The 26,037-nt window shown below is 29.7% G+C and carries 27 protein-coding genes; 1 reads left to right on the forward strand and 26 read right to left on the reverse strand.

Going from position 1 to position 26,037, the window contains the following annotated elements:
• Positions 1 to 9 precede the first annotated feature (9 nt).
• The 12 genes from V2W16_RS02315 to V2W16_RS02370 all read right to left on the reverse strand — a co-directional run bounded on the left by V2W16_RS02315 (position 10) and on the right by V2W16_RS02370 (position 9,606).
• On the reverse strand, positions 10 to 3,078 hold the full coding sequence (locus tag V2W16_RS02315) for an AAA domain-containing protein (RefSeq protein ID WP_329380747.1): 3,069 nt from the start codon (positions 3,076 to 3,078) through the stop codon (positions 10 to 12).
• 33 nt (positions 3,079 to 3,111) lie between these two features.
• On the reverse strand, positions 3,112 to 3,750 hold the full coding sequence (locus V2W16_RS02320; RefSeq protein ID WP_329380750.1) for a hypothetical protein: 639 nt from the start codon (positions 3,748 to 3,750) through the stop codon (positions 3,112 to 3,114).
• 223 nt (positions 3,751 to 3,973) lie between these two features.
• Positions 3,974 to 4,552, reverse strand: a complete 579-nt coding sequence (locus V2W16_RS02325; protein WP_329380753.1) for an exonuclease/endonuclease/phosphatase family protein — start codon at positions 4,550 to 4,552, stop codon at positions 3,974 to 3,976.
• A gap of 11 nt (positions 4,553 to 4,563) precedes the next feature.
• Complete coding sequence (locus V2W16_RS02330; protein ID WP_329380757.1) at positions 4,564 to 4,725, reverse strand: hypothetical protein; 162 nt, start codon at positions 4,723 to 4,725, stop codon at positions 4,564 to 4,566.
• A gap of 334 nt (positions 4,726 to 5,059) precedes the next feature.
• A complete protein-coding gene (locus V2W16_RS02335; protein WP_329380760.1) occupies positions 5,060 to 6,856 on the reverse strand; it encodes a recombinase family protein in 1,797 nt (598 codons plus the stop codon).
• 54 nt (positions 6,857 to 6,910) lie between these two features.
• Positions 6,911 to 7,051, reverse strand: a complete 141-nt coding sequence (locus V2W16_RS02340) for a hypothetical protein (RefSeq protein ID WP_329380763.1) — start codon at positions 7,049 to 7,051, stop codon at positions 6,911 to 6,913.
• Positions 7,044 to 7,247, reverse strand: coding sequence for a hypothetical protein (locus tag V2W16_RS02345; RefSeq protein WP_329380767.1), 204 nt, complete (start codon positions 7,245 to 7,247; stop codon positions 7,044 to 7,046). Before V2W16_RS02345 ends, V2W16_RS02340 begins: the two co-directional genes overlap by 8 nt.
• The gene (locus V2W16_RS02350) at positions 7,195 to 7,641 is read right to left on the reverse strand and encodes a type II toxin-antitoxin system PemK/MazF family toxin (RefSeq protein WP_329380770.1); all 447 of its coding nucleotides are present in this window, start codon (positions 7,639 to 7,641) and stop codon (positions 7,195 to 7,197) included. The genes V2W16_RS02345 and V2W16_RS02350 overlap by 53 nt, the downstream gene beginning before the upstream one ends.
• Positions 7,631 to 7,834, reverse strand: a complete 204-nt coding sequence (locus tag V2W16_RS02355) for a hypothetical protein (RefSeq protein WP_329380773.1) — start codon at positions 7,832 to 7,834, stop codon at positions 7,631 to 7,633. The genes V2W16_RS02350 and V2W16_RS02355 overlap by 11 nt, the downstream gene beginning before the upstream one ends.
• A gap of 604 nt (positions 7,835 to 8,438) precedes the next feature.
• Positions 8,439 to 8,828, reverse strand: coding sequence for a sigma-70 family RNA polymerase sigma factor (locus V2W16_RS02360; protein WP_329380776.1), 390 nt, complete (start codon positions 8,826 to 8,828; stop codon positions 8,439 to 8,441).
• Between the two features lie 29 nt (positions 8,829 to 8,857).
• On the reverse strand, positions 8,858 to 9,094 hold the full coding sequence (locus V2W16_RS02365) for a hypothetical protein (RefSeq protein WP_138269472.1): 237 nt from the start codon (positions 9,092 to 9,094) through the stop codon (positions 8,858 to 8,860).
• 353 nt (positions 9,095 to 9,447) lie between these two features.
• Positions 9,448 to 9,606 carry a hypothetical protein gene (locus tag V2W16_RS02370; protein ID WP_329380781.1) on the reverse strand — a complete coding sequence of 53 codons (159 nt, stop codon included), beginning with the start codon at positions 9,604 to 9,606 and terminating at the stop codon, positions 9,448 to 9,450.
• 41 nt (positions 9,607 to 9,647) lie between these two features.
• Between V2W16_RS02370 and V2W16_RS02375 the strand changes: the two genes are divergently transcribed.
• Positions 9,648 to 10,667, forward strand: a complete 1,020-nt coding sequence (locus V2W16_RS02375; RefSeq protein WP_329381537.1) for a plasmid recombination protein — start codon at positions 9,648 to 9,650, stop codon at positions 10,665 to 10,667.
• 53 nt (positions 10,668 to 10,720) lie between these two features.
• Here V2W16_RS02375 and V2W16_RS02380 read toward each other — a convergent pair whose 3' ends face one another.
• The 14 genes from V2W16_RS02380 to bcrA all read right to left on the reverse strand — a co-directional run bounded on the left by V2W16_RS02380 (position 10,721) and on the right by bcrA (position 25,912).
• Positions 10,721 to 11,518, reverse strand: a complete 798-nt coding sequence (locus tag V2W16_RS02380) for an aminoglycoside phosphotransferase family protein (RefSeq protein WP_211963913.1) — start codon at positions 11,516 to 11,518, stop codon at positions 10,721 to 10,723.
• Between the two features lie 17 nt (positions 11,519 to 11,535).
• On the reverse strand, positions 11,536 to 12,984 hold the full coding sequence (gene aac(6')-I / locus V2W16_RS11160) for an AAC(6')-Ie family aminoglycoside N-acetyltransferase (RefSeq protein ID WP_412112194.1): 1,449 nt from the start codon (positions 12,982 to 12,984) through the stop codon (positions 11,536 to 11,538).
• Positions 12,984 to 13,415: a GNAT family N-acetyltransferase gene (locus V2W16_RS02395; RefSeq protein WP_236877649.1), complete on the reverse strand. Its 432-nt coding sequence runs from the start codon at positions 13,413 to 13,415 to the stop codon at positions 12,984 to 12,986. Before V2W16_RS02395 ends, aac(6')-I begins: the two co-directional genes overlap by 1 nt.
• On the reverse strand, positions 13,405 to 14,388 hold the full coding sequence (locus tag V2W16_RS02400; RefSeq protein ID WP_329380792.1) for an ATP-binding protein: 984 nt from the start codon (positions 14,386 to 14,388) through the stop codon (positions 13,405 to 13,407). Before V2W16_RS02400 ends, V2W16_RS02395 begins: the two co-directional genes overlap by 11 nt.
• A gap of 20 nt (positions 14,389 to 14,408) precedes the next feature.
• Complete coding sequence (gene brxL, locus V2W16_RS02405; protein ID WP_329380795.1) at positions 14,409 to 16,439, reverse strand: protease Lon-related BREX system protein BrxL; 2,031 nt, start codon at positions 16,437 to 16,439, stop codon at positions 14,409 to 14,411.
• Positions 16,440 to 16,450: 11 nt separating this feature from the next.
• Entirely contained in the window at positions 16,451 to 18,994 is a 2,544-nt protein-coding gene (gene pglZ, locus V2W16_RS02410; RefSeq protein WP_329380798.1) for a BREX-1 system phosphatase PglZ type A, read from the reverse strand.
• A gap of 11 nt (positions 18,995 to 19,005) precedes the next feature.
• Positions 19,006 to 19,305 carry a hypothetical protein gene (locus tag V2W16_RS02415; protein WP_329380801.1) on the reverse strand — a complete coding sequence of 100 codons (300 nt, stop codon included), beginning with the start codon at positions 19,303 to 19,305 and terminating at the stop codon, positions 19,006 to 19,008.
• A 122-nt stretch (positions 19,306 to 19,427) separates the two neighbouring features.
• Entirely contained in the window at positions 19,428 to 20,639 is a 1,212-nt protein-coding gene (locus tag V2W16_RS02420; protein ID WP_002576318.1) for a tyrosine-type recombinase/integrase, read from the reverse strand.
• Between the two features lie 145 nt (positions 20,640 to 20,784).
• Positions 20,785 to 21,996 (reverse strand): tyrosine-type recombinase/integrase, encoded by a 1,212-nt coding sequence (locus tag V2W16_RS02425; RefSeq protein ID WP_002576319.1) that lies wholly within the window; start codon positions 21,994 to 21,996, stop codon positions 20,785 to 20,787.
• An 84-nt stretch (positions 21,997 to 22,080) separates the two neighbouring features.
• Positions 22,081 to 22,311: a hypothetical protein gene (locus tag V2W16_RS02430; RefSeq protein ID WP_002576320.1), complete on the reverse strand. Its 231-nt coding sequence runs from the start codon at positions 22,309 to 22,311 to the stop codon at positions 22,081 to 22,083.
• Between the two features lie 476 nt (positions 22,312 to 22,787).
• Positions 22,788 to 23,258, reverse strand: a complete 471-nt coding sequence (locus tag V2W16_RS02435; protein ID WP_002576321.1) for an RNA polymerase subunit sigma-73 — start codon at positions 23,256 to 23,258, stop codon at positions 22,788 to 22,790.
• A 167-nt stretch (positions 23,259 to 23,425) separates the two neighbouring features.
• Positions 23,426 to 24,253, reverse strand: a complete 828-nt coding sequence (gene bcrD / locus V2W16_RS02440; protein ID WP_002576322.1) for a bacitracin resistance undecaprenyl-diphosphatase BcrD — start codon at positions 24,251 to 24,253, stop codon at positions 23,426 to 23,428.
• Positions 24,253 to 25,002: an ABC transporter permease gene (locus V2W16_RS02445; RefSeq protein WP_002576323.1), complete on the reverse strand. Its 750-nt coding sequence runs from the start codon at positions 25,000 to 25,002 to the stop codon at positions 24,253 to 24,255. The genes bcrD and V2W16_RS02445 overlap by 1 nt, the downstream gene beginning before the upstream one ends.
• Positions 24,995 to 25,912, reverse strand: a complete 918-nt coding sequence (gene bcrA / locus V2W16_RS02450; protein WP_002576324.1) for a bacitracin ABC transporter ATP-binding protein BcrA — start codon at positions 25,910 to 25,912, stop codon at positions 24,995 to 24,997. Before bcrA ends, V2W16_RS02445 begins: the two co-directional genes overlap by 8 nt.
• Between the last annotated feature and the right edge of the window lie 125 nt (positions 25,913 to 26,037).

A 26,037-nucleotide genomic window follows, 5' to 3' on the forward strand; every position in this document is an offset into this window, starting at 1 on the left:
ATTTGTCTTTTAACTTTTATTAGCATTATAGTGATCTATTACATTAATAGTTTCTCTTACTACGTTACTTCCAAGACCACTATATAATCTTTTATCACCTATAATATAAAACTCTTCCTTTGCTCTAGTTGCTGCTACATTCATTATATTAGGTTCTGAAACAGCCCATCTAGCAGCACCTTCACTTTTTTTATCTGCCCCAAGAACTAAAAAAACAATTTTTGCTTCTTTTCCTTGAAATGTATGTACAGTACCTACATTTATTATCTTCCCATTTTCTCTTTTTGTAAAATTAATTTTCTCTAAATCTTTCGAAAGTTGATATGCAACATGTCTAAAAGGAGAAATAACATAAATTTCATTAGCTAAACTATGATCTTTATCTATTATCTGTTTTATTATTTCTTGTAAAAAATCCGATTGTTCTTTTACATATTTATCTTTTGCATTACCAGTCACATCATACCAATTTGATATTCCTTGAAAATTATCTAATCCTTGAACCATCATTCCATTATAAGAAATATTATTTGATATATTATACATTGGATTTTTACATCTTCTATGTACACATAAAGGAATACCTATCCACTCTGATTCTGATTTTAAAACTCCATATTTGCATATATCATCAATAATTGTTTGAGTCGATGCATTAATTGATAAAAATTTACTACTTATTTCTTTCTTTTCTGATATAAGACTTAATACATTTTCATCTAAGGTTAACACAGGTTTAATCTGTGCAGGATCACCGACAGCAAGGACTCTTTTACTCCTAAAAATTGCACCTACACTTGCTTGTGGTAAGGCTTGCCCAGCTTCATCTATAAACAAATTACCAATAAAGTTTTCTCCAAAGCCTCTAAACATATTTGAAAAACTTGCAAATGTAGTACTCACCACTGGAATTGTAAAGTTTATCCACTGCCAAGCTTCTTCTAAAACTTTCTTTCCATTTTTTCTATTAATATAATTATTTCTATTTTTAAAAATATTCTTTGCCTTACTTAGGGTTTCTTTATTCTCGCATAAAAATTGTTTTCTTACTTTTAAAGCTAATATAAAAAGTTCTGATTGTAAAGTTCTAAAGTCCTTATCAAACCACGGATTGCTTTTTTGCAGTTCATCATAATCTATATTTAAATCTAATTCATTAAATTTTTTTTGTCTATTCTCTTCTTCTAAAATTTCTTTTTTAGAATATAAACATTCTACTTTTATTCTTTGTCCTCTCTTCCACTGTTCAAAAGATATTTTCTCATTAGAAATATCTTCGTTTAACTTTAATTTTAAATTAATATTTTCTTCAATAGACTTACGATTCTCATTTTGAATAATTAATAAGTCTCTACTTTCTTTTTTAAAACTATTAATTTTATCTAAAACGTTCTCAACTGAACAGATATAATTTAATACATTACTTTTATTAAATATTTTTTGTAGAAAAAATAAAGGAGGCTTGTTTATTTCTTTTATTTTTAGATTTCTATTTTCTATTTCTATATCATAATTTAGAACATTTATTTTTGATTGTAATTCATTTTCTTCTTTTTTCAAATTAATCAAAGTTTGATTGATTTTTTCTAATTCACTTTTTTTTTCACGTAACAAAATCTCTTTTTTTTCTGTTTCTAATGTTATTTCATTTCTTAAATTGATAATCTCATTATCAATTTCTTTTATCATTTTTAAATTATCAAAATATTTTTGTGCTACATTTTTCTCTTTTAATAAAATTTTGTATTTATCTATAAATTCATCGTAAATTTTTTTGTCAGAATTAAAATTCAACTCATTTTTAATTGAATCAATAATACTAAAAAACCTGTTTAAATTTTTCTGACTTCCGCCTTCTAATGAAAAAGTACCCCAATATTTTTCCTTTTTATTTTTTTCAGTATTATCTTTGTTTAAGATACTACTAAAATAATCAATATCTAATATTTCATCAATAAATTCATTAGAAATTGATGACTTTAGTGGTAATTCATTTACAATATTTTGAACAGCTCCATTATTTGAACTTGCAACTACAATATTTTTATTTAATATTTGCATAGGTAAAATAGCAAAAAATTTATCTTCATCAAAAGAAAGTGTCTCATCTATCTTTTTATTATGTAAATTACAAATTTCTTTTGCCTGTTCTACAATAAGATGTGAGAAAATATCACGTAACAATGTAGTTTTACCTGTACCTGGAGGACCATTGACACTTAACATAGTATTTGGTTTATTTATATATATATTAGTTGCTACTTGTTGCATTAGAGATAACGAAAACTCTGGATTTGAGGGAAAACGTCCTAGTGGATAATTTTTTGGTTGTAAAATATTTTCAAAAAAATCATAAGAAATTTTCTCTTTATCTTTTAAATTTAAATCAATTCTTACATTATTATTATCTTCATTATTTATATTAAAATATATATCTAAGTTTTCATTTTCAATCTCTTTTGCTCTTTCTAAATCATTAATAAAAAATGAGTGTAAATTTACTTCATCAATTTCCAAATTATTAATAAATTTATAACAACAATTTATTTTATTTATTTTATACTTACTTAATATTAAAGAAAATACTTCATTAAAATTATCATTTTTTTCAAAAATATCATGTATTTCTTTACATAATTTTTCTTCTATTTTTTTAAATTGTAAAGGAATTTCTTTATAAGATCTAATATAACCACTTATTGTGTAGAAGAATTTTTCATCTAAAAAATTTAACTTATTGTCTAAAAATATTACAAAAGAGAATTTATTTGCTTTATTTATATCATAATATACTTTTTTACAATTTTTTGTACCCAATAAATCATTTAAAATATCTATAATTTCTTTAAAATTGAATATATCAAAATATATTGCTAATCCACAATTTTTAAAATTCTTATCGTTAATTTTATTTTTGTCTTTATTTTTTTCTAAACAAGCTAACAATTCAGACTTAAAATCTTGACTTTGTTTATCAAAAGTAATTATATTTTGATCTTTTTTTATTGAGCCTTCCGATAGTTGTTCAACAATAATCCATGCATCAAGAATATTTTTTTTATTATTTACTTCTTCCACTTTTAACCTCATTTCATTTAACATTATTATTAATTAAAAAAATGACTCTATATTATCCCCATTTTCATCTTTTATTTTACTTATTCTTGCATTTATTAAATCAAAATTACATATACTATCTTTTATATTATTATATTCCCTATAAAAATTTATCATCTCTGTTAAAGTTTTACCTTTTCCACCATTTTTAATAGTATTATTTACCCTAATTATTTTCCAATCAAATGGATTACAATATTTATATTTTTCAATGTCCTCTTTAAATTCAAATAGAGGAGTATCTAATTTTGCATTCCAAATAACTATTAACCACATAATTGCATTATGTAACTGTTCCGCTTCTTTATTCCACTTGTTTTTGCATCTATTTTTATTTTTGTTGTAATTATTTTCTTTTGAATTTGTATTATTAATCTTTAATGGGTTAAATATAGGTAAACCACCATGATTTAATAACCTTAAGAAATCTTTAGCTGCTCCCATTCCACATTGTATTACTTCTTCATTTCCATTTCTTTTATTAACTGCTTTAAAAATATAATATTCATCTTTAATAGTTGATCCTGCATCACTATGTTTAGTTTGGTGAGAGAGTAATTTTAAATGCGCTACAGGAATTACATTATACTCTTTTACAATTTTTTTTCTTTTATCATAACCTCTACATTCCATAAATTTGTCGTCCTTTAAAAATTTATTACTGAATAATAAAAAATTATTATATTATTATATTATAATATTACATACATATTAAAATATAAATTATCTCAACATGATACGAAGTAATAAAACGTTTATATATCAAGAATTTTAATGCTAGTTCGTAAAAACATATTCACGAAAGATTTTTTTTTCGAGGAAATATATACAATCAATTTCTAAATAAATTATGGTATCAATTTACAATAAGTTCAAATGATATCGGATAATGATCCGACAATCTAATGTCATAATGTATTGTTGGATTAAAGCATTTATCTTTATACTTGTTTAAGACCAAAATATGATCAATTGGTGTGTTATATTTTGTTGTTATAACACCGTTGCAAACATCGAAATATCCCATCCTTAAAAGTGTTTTATATTCGCTCATTTTTGTTGCTTTATTATAATCTCCGGCATTAAAGTCCCCTAAAATTATATCAACCTTAATGTTAAGTAATTTATTCCAATATTCTTTATTGATAGGAACATGTACTCCAACAATACTTACATCTTCTATATCAATTTGAACATTTTTTAATTTCCCTGAAAAATTTTCCGAACTAATACTAATTTTATAATTAAGTTTTTCAATTTTATTATTTATAAAAGCACAAGATATACTTTTACGACCTTTTAATAATTCTGTTTTTTTACACCCGTTTGGCAGCTCTAGTTTATAACAACTTTGTAAATTTTCTTTTAGTAGATCCCAAGAGTAACAATTTGTATCAACTTCGTGTAAAAAAATTATATCGTAATTTTTTATCATACATACTGTTTTTAGGACATTTTTTTTATTGTTTGGTAATTATCTCTTCTCCAGTCATCAACAGCATTATTCCAATCATCCCATTCGATGTAACCTTTTATAGAATAATCTCTTGTTTCTGGTTTTGGAATAAATCCTCCCCAATTATTTACATTGAAACTCATGATTTTCATATAAAATATTTCTCCTTAAAAACAATACTTTGACAAATGTTTAAATAGCTCATAAACCAAACCTTATTACAAATACCAATTTCATCAACTTGAATATGTACACATTTCAAAGTACAATTAAAAATTTTATACTATTAAAACCACTTCTTAAGCTATATTCCCAAAATTTTCATTCATACCCACAGTAAAATCAAGATTCTTGACGTGATAGCTCAACCACCGTCTCAACATGCCTTGTTTGTATATTATGACTAGTTGGTTTTGATATGTATTGGTGTAACTGACTACTTCATAATATACATTGTAATATAGTATAATGTGTGTTATGTATAGTTTATTTTTCTACTTCTACTCTAACTCTAATATCATTTTTTAAAAATTTTCTTTGCTTTCCAGTTTCATCTTTATAAAAAACAAAATAGTCTTGATTACTATTAAAATCCAATACTTTAACAAAATCACTATCATCATTTGAAAGATTATTATTCCTAATAATTATATCAGATTTTAAATCATCTCGCAAAGTTTCATTAAATTTTGATTTACATATAAATCTTATCATATTTTCTTCTTTTTTTCCAGTTTCATCAAAACCTCCAATTATAATATAATCTACCAAAGCATCAAAAACATCTCTATCAAATCCATCTAAAATTTGTTTTGAGTTTAATGTGTTCTTTATTTTATTTATACCATCTTCTATTTTATCATTATCTTCTGATAATAATTCGTATTGTTCTATTTCTTTATTTATCTTTTGTAGTTTTTTGTCTAATTTTTCTTTTTTTACACTATAAGTTTCTTTATCTAAAGTCCCATCTAACATTAAATCAACTAACTTATGAATCTGACTTTCCTGATTGCTTTTACTTTTTTTTAATGACTTTATTTTATCTTCAACACTATTATCTCTTATACAACTAGAAATTATTTTTAATAACATTTCAGCATTAAAATCTTTACTGTTACATAATATGTGATATGCATCAACGAAAGCATTTTCTATTAAATTTTCTCTTAATGCTTTACTGTCTTTGCAAGTATCTTTACCAGATTCTACATCTGTTAAGCAATCCCATATTACAGTTGAACCTTTTTTAGAATACATACATCTTCTAACGTATGTTGCTCCACAAAAGCCACATTTTATTTTCCCACTAAAAGGATATTTTCTTCCAATATTTCCTAATCTTCTTCCTGTGGCTCTAGCACCACATCTATCTTTCAATATTTCTTGAACTCTATCAAAAACATCTCGACTTATTATTGCTTCGTGATGGTCTTTTATATAATATTGGTCTGATTCACCATAATTAGTTAATCGTTTATGACTAATTGGATCTGTTGTAAATGTTTTCCCTTGTAATACATCTCCAATATATTTTTCGTTCTTTAAAATGCCTACTACAGTATTAGCACTCCATTTTCCTTTGTTCCTTCTTGTTTCTACTTTCATATCAGTTAGCATTTTTGCTATATAATTTCCACCGTGTCCTTCTAAATATGTCTTAAAAATTAATCTTACAATTTCTGCTTCTTCATTTACTATGCTCATTACATTTGTTTTACTGTCATAAGAATAACCATAGCAATTATTAAAACCTACAAGTTCTCCTCTTTCTGATTTCATTTTTAAACCTAATTTAACGTGAGAAGATATTGTTTCACTTTCTTGTTGTGCGACAGAACTTAATACTGTTAGCAATAATTCACCAGACATTTCTAAAGTATTAATATTTTCTTCTTCAAATAGAATCGCTATATTTTTTTCTTTTAAAAGTCTAACATATTTTAGCGTATCTAAAGTGTTTCTTGCAAATCTTGATATAGATTTCGTCAAAATTAAATCAAACTTTCCTTCTAAAGCGTCTTCTATCATTTTCATAAAGTTTTCTCTTTTATAATCTTGCGTTCCTGAAATTCCTTCATCAGCATAAATACCAGAAAATCCCCATTCATCATTAGACACAATCTTTTCCTTATAATATTTTTTTTGTGACTCATAACTATTTAATTGTTCATCGTTATCAGTACTAACCCTTGCATAAGCAACAACTCTTAACCTTCCTATAGGTTTACCTGTTTTCCTATTGATTCTTTCATCTTTTTTCTTAATTAAAGTAATTTCCATAATAAAATCTCCTCTCTTTTTTTACAACTCAATTATATAAAGTTCCAAAGAGATTTACGATTGTGCGATTTCCTTGATTTGCACAATTGACTTTTTATATGTTTCATTATTTATTAAATTTATTTCCTTTAGATAATTTAATGCTTTTAAATTCAATAAATATTTTATAAACTTTAAATCAATTTTATCATTCAAATTTATCCCTCCTCATAATTTTTGCAGTTAATACAAAATCATTTAATGTTTTATATCCAAAAAAATCACATTTAATTATTACATCTTTAATACTATCTAAGGCTTCTTTTTTATTTATTGCTGTAATATTTATTTTTATAGTTCTATTCGTTCTTATTGCAGTAATACTTACTATATAATTTTTCTGTTCTATCATTATCAATTTCTCCTATTCCTTTACTTCTTAAATACCCTAATAAATCAATATTAAATGTTTCCACTAAAGCATTATCTATTAATTGTTTATGATAATTTGTTAATGTTCCTAAATAATTAATTAATCGAGTTTTATCAATAACTCTAATTTGTTCTAACAATATTTGTGAATCATATTTTAAAAAATAATTCTTGTTTATTGCTATGTGAGTTGGCAAAGTAGTTTTTTTTAAAATTTTTGTTAATGGGGCAATTATTAAAGTCGGATTATATTGGTTCCCATAATCATTTTGAATAACCACCACAGGTCTTAGTCCATCCTGTTCACTACCACATACAGGACTTAAATCAGCATAAAATACATCACCTTTTTTTGTTTTCCATCTATCTATCATTTTTTTCAGCCTTACATATTATACGTGGTGGCTTATCTTCAAATAGACTTACAATATTTAATTTTTTATTTTTTAAGTAATCTTCCAAAACTCTATTAACATCTTTTTCTGCTTTTTTCATACTTTCTTGTGAATGATTCATATATGTTTCAAATATTAATTTTACTTTTACTCTATAATTTTTCATTTTCATAATTATTCCTCCTTTTTATATGTATAAAAAGCCAAAGCATTTTGCTTTGACTTTTGATTAAGAAAAGATTTTTAATGATAATATAAGATTTTTTATGCTAACATAACACAAGTTGATATTTTTCCTCGAACCCCTCAACTTACGGGAAATCATCAAACGATTATTTGCTAAATAATCTCACAGGAATTCCACCTCCCCGAGGATCTCTCCGGGCTGCCCCCATTGCTTGAGTCTGTGGCTAGGCAGGAGTATCTTTAATACTATTAGTTTTCTTCGCAAATTAGGTGCTACCTAATTTTATAGCCAAGTATTTTATCGACAAGCGTACTTGCTAATGTGCTATTCCTAATAGGAACGTATTTGATGAAGTGTATATCAAATTGTCAAAGAACGCTCCTGCTCTAATCACTCTTTACTTCAAACAAGGAAGTTTAAATAAAATGAAAGGAACAGGTGAGAAGGATTAACTCCCTCTCACCTGTTTCCTAACTAAAACGCAAAATTGCAGACACTTAATCTAATTTTTTTAATATTTTTTTCAAATTTTTTAATGCTCGTTCTAAAATTATATGAACTGATTGATGAGTAGCATTTTCTTCATCTGCTATTTCTTGTTCTGTTTTTTCATCAAAATAATATTTTTTATTCTTCGCTTTTGAATCTCTGGTAGTTCATTTATTGCTTTTTTTAATTTTTCAAATGTTACTTTTTGAATAATCATATCCTCTAATAATATTTGCTTGTCCTTTGCTCTTGATTCAAGATTGTTTTCAAATATTTCTGAATGTTCAATATGATTATCATATTCGTTCATTTCAGATAAATCATCTAATTCAAACCTATCAAGTGCTTTATATATTTCCTTATTAATTTCTACTTCCTGTAATTTTCCCTTTACATCTTTAAAACTAACTGTATAAATATTTTTACTTTCTATGTAATTTAAAGTATAAGGATTATCCTTATATTTTCTTCTTTTTGGGCGTTCTGCCATATTATTTTCCTCCTATCAATTTCAATTTTTTAATAATCAAAATTGATAGATGGTGGGCTTCTACACCTAACAATTATCTTTTTTATAATTAACAAAAAAACGCCGAATGCATTACTCAATAAACGAGTCATACATTCGGCGTTAAATCCATATTGAAAATCATTAACATCAAAATAATCTACTTTTGGAGCGTCAAATTCCCCTTGATAAATTACTATTTGTTTTAAAATTAATGTTAAATAATACAACAATTCTTTTTCATTCATAAGGGATACCAACTCCTACAACAAAGTAACAATGCCATATTTTTTATATGAGCAATCAACTTTCTTATAATTGGTTTCCTCTTATGAAAAAAATTAACCAGTAATATAATCTAATTATTTTATTTAAGAAATACTACTGCTTAATCATTTCTTTTTTTATTCAATTTAATTTCTAAATACCTCTTTTCCATATATTACATAGTTCAGCATTGTTATTGGTGCCATTATACAACAATTTTTTCGCAAAATTTGTCGAATTGTGTAATAGTCTGGTTTTATGTCATTAAATGTTGCTTTTTATCACAGAATTAATATTTTTATGCACAAAAAAAATAACAGCAATAAGTTTGCTGTTATAAAAGGTTATTTATATCTTTAAATAATGTTTCAAATCTTGCAAGTGTACTTTCTGAAAAATAATCTTTATCTACACAAAGGGAAGTTAAGTATCTTGAAGGTCTATAATGATTAAATCTATTCTTTTGAATAATTTGATTTATTTGAAGAATCAAGGTTAGTTTATAATAATAAACAAATAAGAGATGATAGAAAAATAGATAATTACTTTAATAAAATATCTAATGATGATAAACACGATTTAGCTTGTGAGATTATAATTGAACTTGGTGATATGTCTTATTGGGAAAATAAAAATTTAGAAGAAAAATATAAAATGATTAATGTATTTGAAAAACAACTTGATGATTTAAAAGAAATAGTACCAAGCTTTTATGTAGCTAATGCGACTTGTCATTTTGATGAACATTCTCCACATCTTCATATTGTTGGTGTTCCAGTTAAAGAAAATTGTAAAACAGGTTTATCAAAACAAGTTGGTAAAACATCAATATTTACTAAAGAATCATTAGTTATTATTCAAGACAAAATGAGAGAAAAATGTATTGAAGAATTTAATAATATTTATGAATTAGATTCTAAACTTAAAGAAAAGCAAAAAGGTAAAAATAAAGATTATACACCTTACGAAAGATTAATGTTTAATGAAAAAGCAAATGAACTAAAACAAGAATTAAATAATCTTCGTAATGAAGTTTCTGATTTAGAAGATAATAAAAAATCGATTAGTAAAGAAATCATTAATCTCAATAAAGATAAAGAAGATATAACTGATGAAATTGATAAAAAGAAAAAACTTAACAATAAAATTATTATTAAGTCTAAAAATCAATTATTAGATGATAACAAAAAATTACAAGAAGAAAATGAACATTTAAAATCTATGAATTATCAATATAAAACTAGATATAATGATTTAAAAGAAAAGAACGATTATCTCATTTATCATTTAAATAAAATTATTAAAAAATTACCAGAGTTTATTCAAAATATAATTGATAGATTATTTAATCAATGCAATATTGATTTAAAACATTTTAAACAACAATATGACCCTGAAGTTAAAAGAAAAGAAGAAAGTAGATTTAAAGGTTTCAATCTATTTAATAAAAAAGAAATTGAAAAAGCAACTAAACATATTAATGATAAGATGGATGAATATGCTGAAGAATTTTATTCAAATAAAAAGCAAAAAGACGATGACTTATCACTATAGTCATTGTCTTTTTATAGCTACTTATTACGAAAAACGTTATTTATATCACTAATTTATAATACTTTTTTTATTTTCTCAATTTGTTCGTTAATTTCTTCCGGAAAATTATTAACCATATTTTCAAAACTCATTACTTCTCTTGCTTTAATAAACATATTAATTCTTTTTTCTATATCTTTATCACTATTTTTATAATATTTCAAAAATAAATTAATAAATTCATTACCTAAATAACAAAGTGCTGATATATCGGATGCTGGATCTCCATATTTAGCGTTTTCGAAATCTATAATTCCAGTAAGTTCATCATTATCATCTAATATATAATTCTCATACCATAAATCACCATGAATAAAATGATAATTATCAAACTCACTTAAATATTCAATATATTCATTATACCAATTTAATAATAATGAATATTTTTCATCATCTAAATATTCTCTTAACAACTCTAAATTAATTTTTGCATTATTTAGTTCTTGTTCAACATATATTTTTTTATCAAAGATTACTGGAACTTCATATAATTCATTCATAAAATCAGCAAGTTTTTTTGCTAATTGTTCTTTATCAACTTTATCGATGTATGACTTTGTAAATGTATGACCTTTAATCATTTTATAAACCATAGCTCCATTTGGAAACTCATTATTAGGCGCTATTAATTCAATGATATTAGGAATTTGAAGTGATTTAACATCAACAAGTTTATTAAGACTTTCGGAATACTTTTTATAATTATCATAGGAATTTTTATTTACACCTTCTAGAAGTATATACTCATCATTAATTATATATGCTTTACTATTAAATCCCTCATTAATATATTTCTTGCTTTTAATCTCCATTTTTATCACAACCTATATTATTTATTTTTAATACTTATTTCACAATATTCTTTTAACTCTGATAATCCTTCAGTAATCCAATCATTATAATTATATTCATAACCATAAATTATTTTTTCAAACATCCAATAAAATTCGTGAAAATCTGATTTTCTCAACATTTTTTCAATGTTGTCATAACCATAATAATTTAAAACTTTTATACCAAAACATCTTCCTAATTCTTCATCTGAATCTTCTAATAAACAATAAAAATCATTATCAGTATCAGAAACACAAGAATCCCCAAAATCAATAATACCTGAAATTCTATTTGTTGTAGTATCAAATAAAATATTACCACAACTAAAGTCGTTATGAACAAGAGATTTATTTATTGTTAGCATATCATCATTAGATAAAATGCTATTATAAATATTATTAATTACCATTTTTTCATTATCATCTAATTTATCAAAAATTAATTCAACTAATCTTGCATAATCTTTTTTGTAATTCTCAATTGTATCGACTTGGTATTTATTATAATTGGAACTATGTAGTTCTTTTAAAAATCTTGCTAAATCTTGTGCTAATTTATCTTTTTCTTCATCAGTTAATCTTTCATATATTTCTTTACTTAAAGAAACACCATTAATTTTTGTAAAACAAGCAATACAATATTTATAATTTGAATTATCATTATTAACATATAAAACTTTAGGTATATTAAAAGTTGTTTTATTTTCTAAATATTGTAGTATTTCAATTTCTTTTAATAAATTTTCATTTGCTTTTTCGTGTCTAGGAAATTTAAAAATCATATTATCATTAACTTCATAAGCAAACGAGTCATTACCATTACCAATTAATTTAATAGAGGTTATTTTGATATCAAAACTATGTTCAATTATATATTTTATTGCTTTAACATTAGTTTCATTATCATCATATCGATATTCCATTAAATAACAATCTTCTTTTTTACCTTCGTGAAGTTCGTGTTCTGGTAAATCTTCAATAATTCTAAATCCTGCTTTTTGATACATTCTAATTGCTCTTGGATTATCTTGGTGTGGGTCCAATATTACAGCATCTGCATTTCTTTCTTTTTTTAAGAATTCAAAAATCATTTTTGTATATTTTGTTCCTATGCCTTTGCTCCAATAATCAACTTCACCAATAAATTGGTCCATACCATAAACAATATCATTACTTCTAGGGTAATGATAATCATCATATAGTTCATCATACATTTTATATATTTGTCCATAACCAATAGGTTGACCATTATATTCAATAATTACTCTTATAACTTCATCTTCCCAAGGTTCTGTATAATGTTCTTTTAAAGTTTCTAATGTATATTTTTTATCTCTACCACCATAAAATTCTAATACTCTTTCATCGGTAAGCCATTTTAACATTAATGGAAAATCATTATCATTTAAAGTTCTAACCCTTATATTCTCATTTTTAATATCTATCATTTTTCATCACCTTCAAAATCATATACATAGCAAATTTCATCTTCAAAATCATTTTTGCCACCTAATTTTTCATATACATGACACGCTCTAGGATTTCCTTTATCAGTAAGAACAAACATTTCAAAGAATCCATTAGAACTAATATAATCTTTAATAAATCCTAATAATTTAGTTCCATAACCTTTATCTTGATAGTCTGGTAACATTCCAATAGAATAAATAAAATATGCATGTTTTCCATTTGGATGAATAATATCATATCCATAAGCAAATCCTACAATTTTATTTTCAGCTTTAGCAATAAACCCAATAACATTTTTATCATTATAAAATTCATTTATTTTTTCTAAATCAAATTCTATATCATCATCTTCGATGATTTCTTTCATTAATTCTAAATCTTCTTTTTCTAATAATTTATATTCCACAATTAATCACATCCAATATTATTATATCACTAATTTTATAAATTCTAGTTGATGTGTTTTCTTTTGTTTGTATTTCAAAGTTTATTTCTAAATTTTTATTAGTAGTCCAATATTCTAATAATTTATCTGTTATATTATTTGAAGTTGCTTCTAGTTCAGCAATAAAGTCTTCATAATTATTTGAATCCATAACTTTCTTTATATCAATATTTGATAATTCAAATAGTGCTTTTGTAATATCATTTTGTTCTTTTGTAAATGTATCATCAACTTGTCCATTTAAAAATTTCTGTAAATTAATAGTACCAGGTAAACTATAATATTCATCAAAATACAAAAATTCAGGTAAATTAGGAATTATATATTCACTTATAATATAACTTACTAATTTATCTTCGCTGTCTGTTTTTGGACTATCTATATATTTTGTTTTTAACTCTTTATATGCATCTGTAAGTTCTTCAATTTCCTTTAATTTTTCTGCTAATTCTTCTAGTGAATTACTTTTTATGAGTTCTTGTTTTATACTGTCTTCTAGCGTGTAATTTTGTAAGAACTGTTCTATAAATTTTTTTGTATTAGTTGATACATTATAAAACCTTTTAATATTATTATATGTTTTTGCAACTATAATTGATTTACTTGTAAATACTTCTTTTCCTACGTCTTCTGAAATCTGATTTAATAAATCATCAGATAATTCAAAAGTACAAGTTATAACATCAAAATCTTCATTTGGATATTCTTGTTGATATCTTTTTAATTCGCCTCTTGGATAATCGTTTGTACTATTAAAAGTAAATGTTTTATCTTTTGAATCAAAATAGTTGAATTTTGCCATTGCTTCAAGTAATGCAGTTTTTCCACTTTCATTTTTCCCTACTATTCTTGTAACCCCATCTTCAATCTCTATTTCTTGCTTTTCTAAAAAACTTTTGTATTTATTAATTACAACATTCTTTAATTTAATCATTATAAAACTCCCTTCAAAAATTATTCTATCCCTAAGGCTTTATATACTGCGTCTTCTGGGTTATTATAAAATGATATATTAAATTTGGAAAATAAATCACTTGGTACATTTGATATATCACTTGCTGAAGACATAGGAAGCAATATTTTCTTTGCTCCAGAATCAAAACATACTTGGAGAGTATTTGCTAATTCTTCCACTTTACTTATTGTCCCACCAATGCTCATACTTCCTAGTATAACTAAACTGCCCTGCATTGGCTTTTTTAAGGCACTACTACACATTGCAACAAAAGATGCAAGAGAAATATCTTTTGAAGCACCTACTCCTTGTAAATCTTCTATATGTAACAAATAATCTACATTATCAACTTGAATACTTGCACTTATACTTTTTTTATTTGCTTTAAAATAATTAAATGCTGTATTCAATGCTTCTTTTGTTTCTCTATCAGTTCCTATACCAGATATTGCAAATTTTCCGTGTCCACTTGGTGATTCAACTTCTATTTTAAATGTTCCTATCATTCCAGAATTACCTCTACCTATAAAATAAGTATGTCCTGCTTTTAACATTCCTTCTGGAATAAGTTTTCCTCCCCCACTCTCTGGTACAGAAATAAACTTTTCTTCCATAGTATCTAAATCAATATAAGAAAAATGCACATCATAGAATTCCATACCACCAATTTTCTTTAATTGTTCCTTAACACGTCTTCTTCCGACTAAAGCATAAGAAAGTATTTCTTCAAGTTCTTCTTTACTATATTCCCCATCTGGGTATAATAATTTTACTAAACCAGATACTGTCTTTCTTACTGCGATAACATCTCTTTGATTTAGATTATTACCTAATTTAAAGTATTTATCAAAAGAATCAGAAAATGTCCTTTTTCTCATTTCTCTAAAATATTCTGATAAGTAATCAGTAATAAATCCATATTCATCTGTTATTAATTCTGGTCGCATTTTAGGTATTTCCCATCCAGGTAAATAATAATGCATTCTATCAAAAAATGCTGAATCGTTTGCCATTTCTTTTGGAAAAGGCTCAAACAAATGAGAAGTTTTTAATAATACTTCAACACTTTGATTAATATTTCCAACAAACACCATTGAGGCGTTAGCATTCTTTTCTTCTTTACCTCTTGCAAATGAGCCAGAAGCCATATAATCTTTCATTATTTGAATTCCGTCTTTGTCTTTGAAAGTTATTCCGGCAACCTCATCAAATGCCACACAATCCCACATACCAACTAAACCTATTTTCTTTTGTCCCATATTATAGAACAAGTTGGCAACTGTAGTTTGTCCACCAGATACTAATATGCTATTAGGAGATATTTCTTTATATATGTGTGATTTTCCTGTTCCTCTTGGACCTAATTCACACAAATTATAATTATTTTCTACTAAAGGTACTGCTCTTTCTATGAAATGCCATTTTTGTATTTCAGTTAAATGTGATGGCTCTATTCCCATTGAACGGATTAAAACATCTATCCATTCTTCCTTTGTAAAGTGCTTTCTTCCCTCAAATAGTTGATTTAAGTCCATATTTGGAAGTTGTATAGGATCAAGCCCTGCTACTACAAAAGGCATTCTATGTTTATCTTGGTCATCAAAACTATAACTTACTTTTATAATACACCATATACCACCAACTAAAAGTTTTTCATATTTACTAACAATTCCACTATCAATTAAAGCATCTTTTATTCCTAAATTAGAAAACTCTGCCTGATATATATCTAATTTCTCATTTAATTTAACTGTTACCTTATCAATGATTGTGTATATTCCTTTTTCTTTTATTTTTGATTTAATTTTTTCGGCTTCATCTGGTCTAACAAAGTTATCTGCTAATATCTTTTTTACTGTTTCTACTCCATCTGCAATAGCATTTTCATCATTAGTTGCACAATACATTCCAAGTAAATATTCAAGTACATAAACAGGAACATTAGCCCCCTCTTTTATTTTCTTTGTTAAATCTTTTCTTACAACTTTACCTGCAAAGTATTTATTTAACTTTTCATTTAATTCTTCCACTATTACACCTCCTAGAAATCAAAATTATTTACAATAGCAATATCAATATAGAATTTTATACGAGTAGATTCTATTCCCGTTTCTTCATCAATAATTACTAAATAATAAGGTTTATTTCTATCATAAGTAATATTTTTAAATACAAACTTTTCTCTAAAGAATCTATCTTTAACTTCAGTATTTTCATAATTTGCAATAATTGTACATTCATCAGATATTCTATTTCCATCTTCATCTTCAAAATGTAATAAGTATCTACAAGGTTTATTATTATCATCAACATTACTATCTTGTAAAAATTCTAGATAAGTAATAGCATTTGTTATTTTTGTTGATAACCCACTGTAGGTAATTCCGACTTTTTTACTTTGTTCTGTTGTTCTTGTTGATTTAAAATCAATAACAGGTATTATTATTTCTTGAGGAAGTATTCCACCGTGAACATAATTTATGCCACTACCTTGTCTTGCAAATATAATATTTCCTTTAGGAATATTTACATAGCCACTATCTTTTCCAAACACATAATCTAAATTTATTGATAAAATACCTTCTTCATTAGATAGACTATCTGAATATGAATATCTTGTTTTTTGTTTTGTAGCATTTACTATCTTACTTGTTTTTTCATAACTTTCTATCTTACCTCTTTTATAGAAGAATCCGTGATCAGCAGTTATAAAAGCATTTATTCCACTAAATGTTGTATGTAAATCTCTAACTAATTTTTCTAATTCATTTATCGCTTTATCACAGGCAGTAAATATAGTATTTTCATTATGTTCTCCTGCATTATCTATTGTATCGTGATAAATATATACCACTTTTTTACCAGAAAATAGTTTTTTCCATTCAAGTTTTGTCATTTCATATAAATCATCATATTTCACAGCAATAGAGTCTATGTTTTCTTTTTGAAGTAATAATTCTCTATCTTTTAAACTTGAAGAAACTTGTCCATCTACTAAAATATCATCACTATCTTTTACTCTTGACAATTCTTTATTAGGTAATAATGAAGCCATTCCCAATTTTGTATATGACGGAACAATTCCTTGCATATATCCAATATCTGATTTACTTGCAAAGTTTTTCAATTTGCTATTAAGTTCTTTTGCGCATTCATATCTAAATGCATCAGATATAATAACAATTATTCTATCTTTTTTATCATTAAATGGCTTAATATAATTTTTATAAAAATCTTTCTGCAAAGTCATACGATTAGAATCATATTTTGGCATATTCTCTATCATATCACTCCATTTAATTGATAATTCGCTCATAAAATCATTTACATATATATTTTCAATTTTATTTTTTAAATTAATGAATATATCTTTATCTTCAATACTATCATAATAAAAATATATTTTTCTGTATAAAGTATCTACTTCATAGAAATTATCAGTATAATCTTTTGCAAATCTATCAATATCAACTATTTTTATTGCATTTTCAATACTATTTATTTTTTCAAAAAATGCTATTGAATTTTTTAACAAGTTATATTCATTTTCTAATTTTTCGTACCAGTATTTATTTTCTCTTGTATCTATATAATGTTTATATACTTCATACTCACCAATACTATTGAATAATTTATCTACTATATATTTGATTATATTTTTATCAATACTTATAAAAGCATCACTCAAACAATAATCTTCAATATCCATTCCATTAAGTAAGTCAATGATTCCAAATTCTGTTTCTATATCCATTGACAGTTTTTCAAAATATTCTCTTGCAGTCTTATCTCTCATCAAATTATTTATAAATACATAAACATTAGTTGTTTTTTTAGTTAATAAATATTTACTATATCTACTTGCTTTTTTAATATCTTTTAAACTTGTAGCAAAATATGTAAATACTAAAGATTTATATACATCAAGTAAATCGTCATAAGAATTTGCATTAGAGCCAAAAGTATCATTAAATAAACTTAATATAAATTCTTCATTACCAAACTTGAACAATTCTTCATATTTCTTTTCATCTTCAAAATAATATCTAATTATTTCTTTTAATATATCATCTTCATTTATTGATTTTATATTAAGCATAATTGCAGTAATAATTAAATCAATATTATCATTATTTTTTTCTTCAATATCAAAATTTTTAAATTCTGCTTCTCTTTTTTTGTTGCCAAAGAACTTGGCATATTTATTTATAATCTTTCTACAATCTTCTGTTAATCCCAAGTTCTTTAATCTCATAGTTGTTGAATCCGGATTAAATAATAAATCACTATTAGCAGTTTCTAAATCCAATAAATCATTATCTATACCCTTTTTTCTTTCAAAAGGAAGATAGATAATAATATTTTTATTAAGTTCTTCTTTTTCTATATGATATCTAATCCAAAAACTATTATTATCGTACTTAATAATTTCTGTATCTTCTAATTCAAGTTCATTTATGAAATCTTCATATTCTTGTTTAGAATCATACCAAAATATTATTTTTCTTATTCTTTTTCTTTCAGTATCTCTAGAAAAAGCACCTTTTAAAGTATCTTTTAATAATTCTAATACTTCGTCAAACATATTCTATCCTCCTATTTTATTTTAGCAAGTATATCTTTAAACTTATCGTAATTTACTTTTACTCCATCATCTAAATCAATACTTATTCTTTGATTTGCAATATGTGCTATTTTTTCATCATATTCTTTTATTTCCTGTAATTTAGCATTTAAATCTGCTTGTCTTTTTTGTGCTTCTTTTTTATCTGTCATAGATAATTCTGATGTAAGTTTATCATTTACATCTGCTAATAAATTTTCATAAGTTGTCTGCATTCTGTGTAAGTAGTCAAGTCTTACTTTTGGTATTAAGTTTTCATTATATCTATGCATATAGACAAGTGCTTTAAATCCATTCTTCAATCGTCTGAGCGATGATTTTCCTTGATATTCCGGGCTTTTTTGAGCCTCGGCCCCTCGGTTGTCCTATTCCTTAACCAAAAAACAGGCCACTTTTACGAGGGGACAGCTTGATGAAATGCAGAATTTACTACATCGAATAGCTGTTCTGGTTTATTATACTTTACTCTTGCATAGATGTCCATAGTTGTCTTGCTGTTCTCATGTCCGGCAAGGTACTGGACCGTCTTGGGGTCAACACCTGCATACAGAAGATTGGTGATGTAGGTATGCCGCAGCAGGTGCGGTGTCACATCGAAGTCCAGGCTATACACAATGTTGGGATTGTTTTTCTGATGTCCTCCCAGACTCGGCTGAACAGTGTACTTGATGCTCTGTCCGTTCACATACTTATAATAGGTACGCTCCTTGGTAGACCGAACAACGATGTACTGCCAGACACGTTTGAACTGCGAATATGACAAGGGCTGTCCCTCACTATCGGCAATCACATATTCCGATTTGGAGGCAGCCTTGGCTTCCCGCAGACAATTCACAAGGCATTTGGGAATGGGAATATCCCTTCTTGCTGCTTTCGTCTTAAGCGTTGTAGAGATAACCGGTCTGTTATGCTCTGATCGCCATGCGCGCCGCACAGAGATATATGGAGTGGGTGCATCGAGGAACACACAATCCCATTGCAAGGCGAGAGCTTCTTCTCGGCGCAGACCGGCATATAAGCCGATCATGGTAAACAGATACGGCGGAAGTCCTTTGACGGTTTCCAGCAGCACTTCCACCTGCTGGTCTGTCAGCGAATCTTTCTTTTGGGTCGGTTTCCCTCCTTTTGCCGAAATCCCCTCACACGGATTGTATTCCAGCAACTGGCTCCGCTCTGCCGAGTAAAAAATGCACTTGAGGAGCATATTCACCGTATTGTGCAGGCTCTCGGACTTATTGGACAATGGGATCAGCGCCAGACGAATATCATCCGCTGTTACTTCCTCCATATACATATCTCCCAAAGGCTTGATAATGTAGTTCTTCATATTGGAGGCGTAGCCCTTCAGTGTAGCCGGCGACACTTTTGCGGATTGCATCAACAGCCACTTCTCACAATACTCGGCCACAGTAGGATGCTCCCGGTGGAAGATGATCTCCGCTACCTGGCGTCTCGCCTCCTGCTCTTTATCGTACAGTTCCTCGCAGGTAGTCCCATACAAGCTCACCTGCTTGCCGTCTGCGTCCAGAATCCGGGTTCTGTAATACAGGACACCCTTTCGTGTGACGGTTCCATATTGAGGTATGTTTTTTTTCTTCTTTGCCATAATTAATTTCCTTTCTCGCGTGGTGATGTATCTACACCTCCTTTTTATCAGAGATTTCAAATTGAATCAAAGATACGGCCAAGGAAAAACTAAGAGCGAGACATCCTTGTCTCGCTCTTACTTCATTTTCTGAATTGTTCGGAACTTACACAGCGTCCCATAAGTCAAAGGCACAGCCCATTGCTTTGACAAGATCATCCGGCCTGTTGTATTTGACCTTTGCGTAAATGTCCATCGTGATTTTGCTGCTTTCATGGCCCGCCAAATATTGTACCGTTTTGGGGTCCACCGAAGAATGAATCAGATTGGTGATGTAGGTGTGCCGCAGCTGATGCGGTGTCACTTCAAAATCCAGGCTATATACCACATGGCCGTTATTCCTGGCTTTTTCTCCAAGTTTCGGGTAAAGCATATATTTTACATACTTTCCGTCCACAAGTTTTCTGGCCATTCTCGGCTTTGCAGTCCGCGTCACAATATACTGCCACAGCCGCTTAAACTGTGTATAGGATAGCGGATCACCGTCCCGATTGGCAATCACATAATCCGAAGTGGATTTTTTCTTTGCATCTTTCAGACATTCAACCAGACAGACCGGGAGAGGAATGTTTCTTTGTGCCGCTTTGGTCTTTAGCTCGGTAAGAATGACCGGCCTGTTATGTTCTGTGTGCCATGCCCGCCGTACCGTTAAGTACGGAGCCTCTGCATCCAGATACACAGAATCCCATTGCAGCGCCAGGATTTCTTCCCGGCGCAGACCGGCATATAAACCGATCATCACAAATACATAGGGCGGCAAATCCCGGATCGTGTCCAAAAGCCGCTCAACCTGTTCATCCGTCAATGCCTGTCTTTCTTCCTGGGGAACTCCTCCCTTTGCATCCAGGTATATGGTCGGGTCCTCGTCAATCACATGGCTCTCCTTGGCCGCCCGGAAAATGGACTTGCAGAGAATCACCACAGACTTATAAACCGAAGCCGACTTCTTGGAAACAGGTACGAGGGCAAGTTGGATGTCATCCAGGGATACATCAGCCATTCTCTTGTCTCCCAGCCCTCCAATAATGTGCCGCCGCACCTTAGAGGTATAATCTGTCAAGGTGGTGGCCCGAACATGGACGGACTGCATCAGCAGCCACTTCTCACAGTACTCAGCAACCGTAGGCGATCTTCGACGAAACGTAGTACTGTCAATCTGCTCTAACGCCTCCAGTTCCTTGTCATAAAGCTTTTCGGGCGTCTTTGCATAAAGCGCCACTCTGTTTCCATCCGAATCTTCGACTCTGGTTCTATAATATTCAATGCCGTTAAGCACGACCGTACCATATTGAGGAATTGCCCTTTTTCTTTTTGCCAATTCCGTCACCTCCTAAGAATAATGTCCAGCGCTGTACCTTTGTTTTATCAGACATATTAGGTTCCAGCAAGGATACGGAACAGCTCAAGCTCGGACACTTCGCAGCTTGCGGTATGTAGCGCTTTTTTCCACTGGCTTTGCACGATGGGTGCATTTTGCGATATACTCCTGAAGGCCAGCATCTGTAAAGTACACGCAACCATTTTGCACATACTGAACATAGGAAATTAGCCCACTGTTTCGAGCTGCATCCAAAGTGGCAATGCTAATCCCCAGTAATTTGGCAGCCTCTTTCCGCGAAATCAATTTTTCCATAGGTGGTCCCCCTTTCTGTCAAAGATGTGGTTGTTGCTTTCAAAATCACATGAATGCGCTGGCAACCGAAGCTGCCAGCGCATGGTATCTGACTTTGAAAAATTTACTCGCCACATTTGCCACGCACCCCTGGCGATGGGGACATTCCGGTCTCCGCTGGCGCGGCTGTCATAACTCCACAGCGTCGTTTTACTCGTGCGCCGCAGAGTTCCCCCCAAGTCTTTAGGAGGCCGTGAGGAAGTATCTTTAACCCCTATGCAGTCATCGCGCCCTGAAATGCCACTTTCGGGTATCAGGCTGACGTGGATCGCTCGGAACAGTCCTATTCATCACCTCCTGGGGCTGTCCATCTTCGCGGCGTGCCTGATTCGCTCGTACATAGGTTATGTACCGGAAATGCCGTCTATGAAATTGTCAAGCTCCACATTGGGAGAATGTTCTTCCCTCAATGGGTAGGCACTGATACGCTTCATTTGTTAAGTGTTATTCAAAAATTTTTTTATTTTTTTAAATCTTTGTGCAACAGCACTTCTGGAACAATGCCAAAGACGTGCTACATCAATTTGACGATAACCATCCACAAAAAGTAATGTCAATAGCTCCAAATCTTTCTTCGACAGCTTCTTCAATCTCAACAGTAGTTGTTCGTTTTCCACCGAAGCCAACCATCCATATCGCGTTTGATCAATCTTATCAACATCCCATTGATAAGATAACGATGCAAACTTTCGGAACAGCTGTGATTGACCACATACTTCATCATATTGTTCACAAGGTATTGGTTGCGTATGGTTTTGAAAAACCCTTTGACTGCAAAACCATGCCCAGTCATATTCTTTCATGGCAGCAATCTGTTCTTCGCTCATCCCTGCATCACAATACTCAACTTCTAAACGCTTCCATCTACTATCAAACTTCTTTTTCTCATATCCATAATTAAATCCCATTATTAACCTCCTGTAGATTCAATTTGCAAAATTCACCATGCAAACTAAAATCAGGAGGAGATCGACAACGAGAATCTCTGGGTTGTTTTCCATCCCCAGAAACAAAAATGCCAGCTGATCTTAAGGACCAACTGGCATTTTTATTCGCGCACAAAGAAAACGCATTATTAAGATTTTATAAGTACAACAAGTATACCAAGCACAATTCGATACCAACCAAACACCTTAAAATCATGTTTTTTGATAAAGTTCATTAGGAATTTAATTACTAAGACAGATACCGCAAATGCCACAGCCATACCGAGAACAAGAGCGAGCAGTTCTGCACTTGTAAATTCAAACCCGAATTTTAACAGCTTAAAAGCACTTGCTCCAAGCATAGTAGGTACTGCGAGGAAAAAAGTAAACTCTGCTGCTGCCACTCGTGAAACTCCTATGAGTAAAGCACCTATAATCGTTGCTCCCGACCGTGATGTGCCGGGTATAAGTGATAACACTTGAAATGCCCCTATCAAGATTGCTGTTTTATAGCTGATGTCAGAAAGTGCCATAGTAGTAGGAGTACGCTTTTTATTCCAATTTTCTATGAGAATGAATAACAAACCATAAAAGATTAACATGATTGAAATCACAATGGGGGTTTGGAGGTAAGCATCCAAATAATCATCAAATAGAATCCCCATAATAGCTGACGGTACACAAGCTACCGCAACCTTGAACCACAACGAGAAAGTATCCTTTTTAACAATTGACTGTGCTTTGTTCTTAAATTGAAAGGGAAACATCTTGTTCCAAAACATTACAACCACTGCGAGTATAGCTCCAAGTTGAATAACAACAAAAAACATTTCTTTAAATGCTTCGCTCATATTAAGTGTGATAAATTCGTCCACAAGAATCATATGTCCTGTGCTGCTGATAGGTAGCCACTCAGTAATACCCTCAACAATTCCAAGAAAAATAACTTTTAAAATTTCTATAAAATCAAGTACCATTATTTCAAATCCTCCTTTTTAAAATGATGAAAGGTCATAAGAAAACCAACTGCTGATACAAGAATAATAATAGATACAGACAGCAGTGTAGGATAGCCGGTACTCTGAAGTTTACCCTGCACCAAGAAATAGGTGGCTGTCCACGGATACAACGCTCCCCATTCTTGATTTGAAAGTGCGGCACTTCCCATGACAATCACGGCAGAGCCAATCATCGGGGCGACAAATCCTTTTGTTTTCATAGCAACAAACACAAAAGGAGAAACTGTTAAAAACATCAGGATACTGCCAAACAAAAACTTGGGGAGCCATACTATTGCCACTAGTAAGCTATATCCCTCCAATGTAAAGACAGCGTCATATAGCCCACAAACGATAAATATACCTGCCCATGTTACAAGGGTTAGCATAACAATCCAAAGAAGCAGGGTGCAAAATTTTCCAATTAATAGTTTTGTCCTTGAAATGGGTATGGGCAATATGGTTTTGAGGGTGCTTTCTGTGTACTCTCTGCTAAACAAGTAAGCTGCAATTGCCACATATATCATAATGTTTACCAGCAGCATGATATACAGTACACTGTCGCTGTATATGTCAGACAAGGTAAAGATAATCTCCGGCTTATCAAAATGTGTTTGCAAGGCTTCTATTAACATCAAAAGTGGGGTAGATAATACCCCTGCCACACTAATTAGCACCATTTTTGAACGCTTTAGTTTTAATAATTCACAAGAAATAAGATTAAGCAATACCGCCACCTCCAATCAGTTTAGAAAAGTAGTCCTCTAAGTTTTCCTCACTATCATTTATCCTTGTCACGAGCAGTCCATTTCGTGCAAATTCTCGATTGATTTCTCCAACACTTTGGCTAAAGTCATAAATTCTCACCGTACCGTCCTGCACTGTAAAATCCGTCATGTGGTAGTGGTTTTCTAAAATCTTTCCGGCTATCTCACTGTCAGATAAATCAAATTGAATGTATTTTCGATTCCTTTTGTGAAGCTCGGATATATTCACTTCCTCTACTAAATGCCCCTCGTGCATAACGCCGATAATATCTGCTATCTGTTCAATCTCGCTTAAAACATGGCTTGAGATAAAAATGGTAATGCCATGATTGTGACTAAGTTCAGATAAAAATGAGCGTATTTCAACTATTCCAATGGGGTCAAGTCCGTTAATCGGTTCGTCAAGTATTAAAAGCTCCGGCTCGTGCATAATGGCGGCGGCAATACCAAGCCGTTGCTTCATTCCGAGGGAATAATCGGAAAAGACTTTTCTTTTCTCCTTATGCAGCCCCACAACTTCAAGAGCTTTTTCTACTCCACTTTTAGATACTCCCCCTCGCAGTTTAGCGAGAATTTGCAAATTCTCATACCCTGTTAAATTACTGTAAAATCCCGGTGTTTCGATAATAGAGCCTACTTTGCTATAAAGGGTATGGATATTTTCCTTATAGTTTGTGCCAAACAAGCGTACCGTTCCCTCCGTTGGGAAAGCAAGCTGCAACATCATTTTCATTGCTGTGGTTTTGCCTGCTCCGTTTCTGCCGAGCAAACCATAAATTTTGCCCTTTGGCACATGAAGATTTACCTTATCGACAACGGTGGCTGTTCCGTATCGCTTCGTAAGATTTTCTGTTTCAATGATATAATCCATATTTGATTCTCCTTTCCGTGGGTTGCTGTTCTTGTTTTCGCTGACCACAATCTTATTATCCACGAGTATTGCATAGAAGCCAAGAAATCTACCGTCACAATGCCGACACAATAGATGTCAGCACG

It is taken from the genome of Anaerofustis butyriciformans (assembly GCF_036289385.1).
In the GTDB taxonomy this organism is placed as follows: domain Bacteria; phylum Bacillota; class Clostridia; order Eubacteriales; family Anaerofustaceae; genus Anaerofustis; species Anaerofustis butyriciformans.

Excerpts from the sequence above, each read along its gene's own strand:
- V2W16_RS02320 (WP_329380750.1), bottom strand. The coding sequence starts at position 3,750 with ATGGAATGTAGAGGTTATGATAAAAGAAAAAAAATTGTAAAAGAGTAT.
- V2W16_RS02325 (WP_329380753.1), bottom strand. The coding sequence starts at position 4,552 with ATGATAAAAAATTACGATATAATTTTTTTACACGAAGTTGATACAAAT.
- V2W16_RS02330 (WP_329380757.1), bottom strand. The coding sequence starts at position 4,725 with ATGAAAATCATGAGTTTCAATGTAAATAATTGGGGAGGATTTATTCCA.
- V2W16_RS02335 (WP_329380760.1), bottom strand. The coding sequence starts at position 6,856 with ATGGAAATTACTTTAATTAAGAAAAAAGATGAAAGAATCAATAGGAAA.
- V2W16_RS02345 (WP_329380767.1), bottom strand. The coding sequence starts at position 7,247 with ATGATAGAACAGAAAAATTATATAGTAAGTATTACTGCAATAAGAACG.
- V2W16_RS02350 (WP_329380770.1), bottom strand. The coding sequence starts at position 7,641 with ATGATAGATAGATGGAAAACAAAAAAAGGTGATGTATTTTATGCTGAT.
- V2W16_RS02355 (WP_329380773.1), bottom strand. The coding sequence starts at position 7,834 with ATGAAAATGAAAAATTATAGAGTAAAAGTAAAATTAATATTTGAAACA.
- V2W16_RS02360 (WP_329380776.1), bottom strand. The coding sequence starts at position 8,828 with ATGGCAGAACGCCCAAAAAGAAGAAAATATAAGGATAATCCTTATACT.
- V2W16_RS02365 (WP_138269472.1), bottom strand. The coding sequence starts at position 9,094 with ATGAATGAAAAAGAATTGTTGTATTATTTAACATTAATTTTAAAACAA.
- V2W16_RS02380 (WP_211963913.1), bottom strand. The coding sequence starts at position 11,518 with ATGGAGATTAAAAGCAAGAAATATATTAATGAGGGATTTAATAGTAAA.
- V2W16_RS02400 (WP_329380792.1), bottom strand. The coding sequence starts at position 14,388 with ATGATTAAATTAAAGAATGTTGTAATTAATAAATACAAAAGTTTTTTA.
- pglZ (WP_329380798.1), bottom strand. The coding sequence starts at position 18,994 with ATGTTTGACGAAGTATTAGAATTATTAAAAGATACTTTAAAAGGTGCT.
- V2W16_RS02415 (WP_329380801.1), bottom strand. The coding sequence starts at position 19,305 with ATGCATAGATATAATGAAAACTTAATACCAAAAGTAAGACTTGACTAC.
- V2W16_RS02420 (WP_002576318.1), bottom strand. The coding sequence starts at position 20,639 with ATGGCAAAGAAGAAAAAAAACATACCTCAATATGGAACCGTCACACGA.
- V2W16_RS02430 (WP_002576320.1), bottom strand. The coding sequence starts at position 22,311 with ATGGAAAAATTGATTTCGCGGAAAGAGGCTGCCAAATTACTGGGGATT.
- V2W16_RS02435 (WP_002576321.1), bottom strand. The coding sequence starts at position 23,258 with ATGGGATTTAATTATGGATATGAGAAAAAGAAGTTTGATAGTAGATGG.
- bcrD (WP_002576322.1), bottom strand. The coding sequence starts at position 24,253 with ATGGTACTTGATTTTATAGAAATTTTAAAAGTTATTTTTCTTGGAATT.
- bcrA (WP_002576324.1), bottom strand. The coding sequence starts at position 25,912 with ATGGATTATATCATTGAAACAGAAAATCTTACGAAGCGATACGGAACA.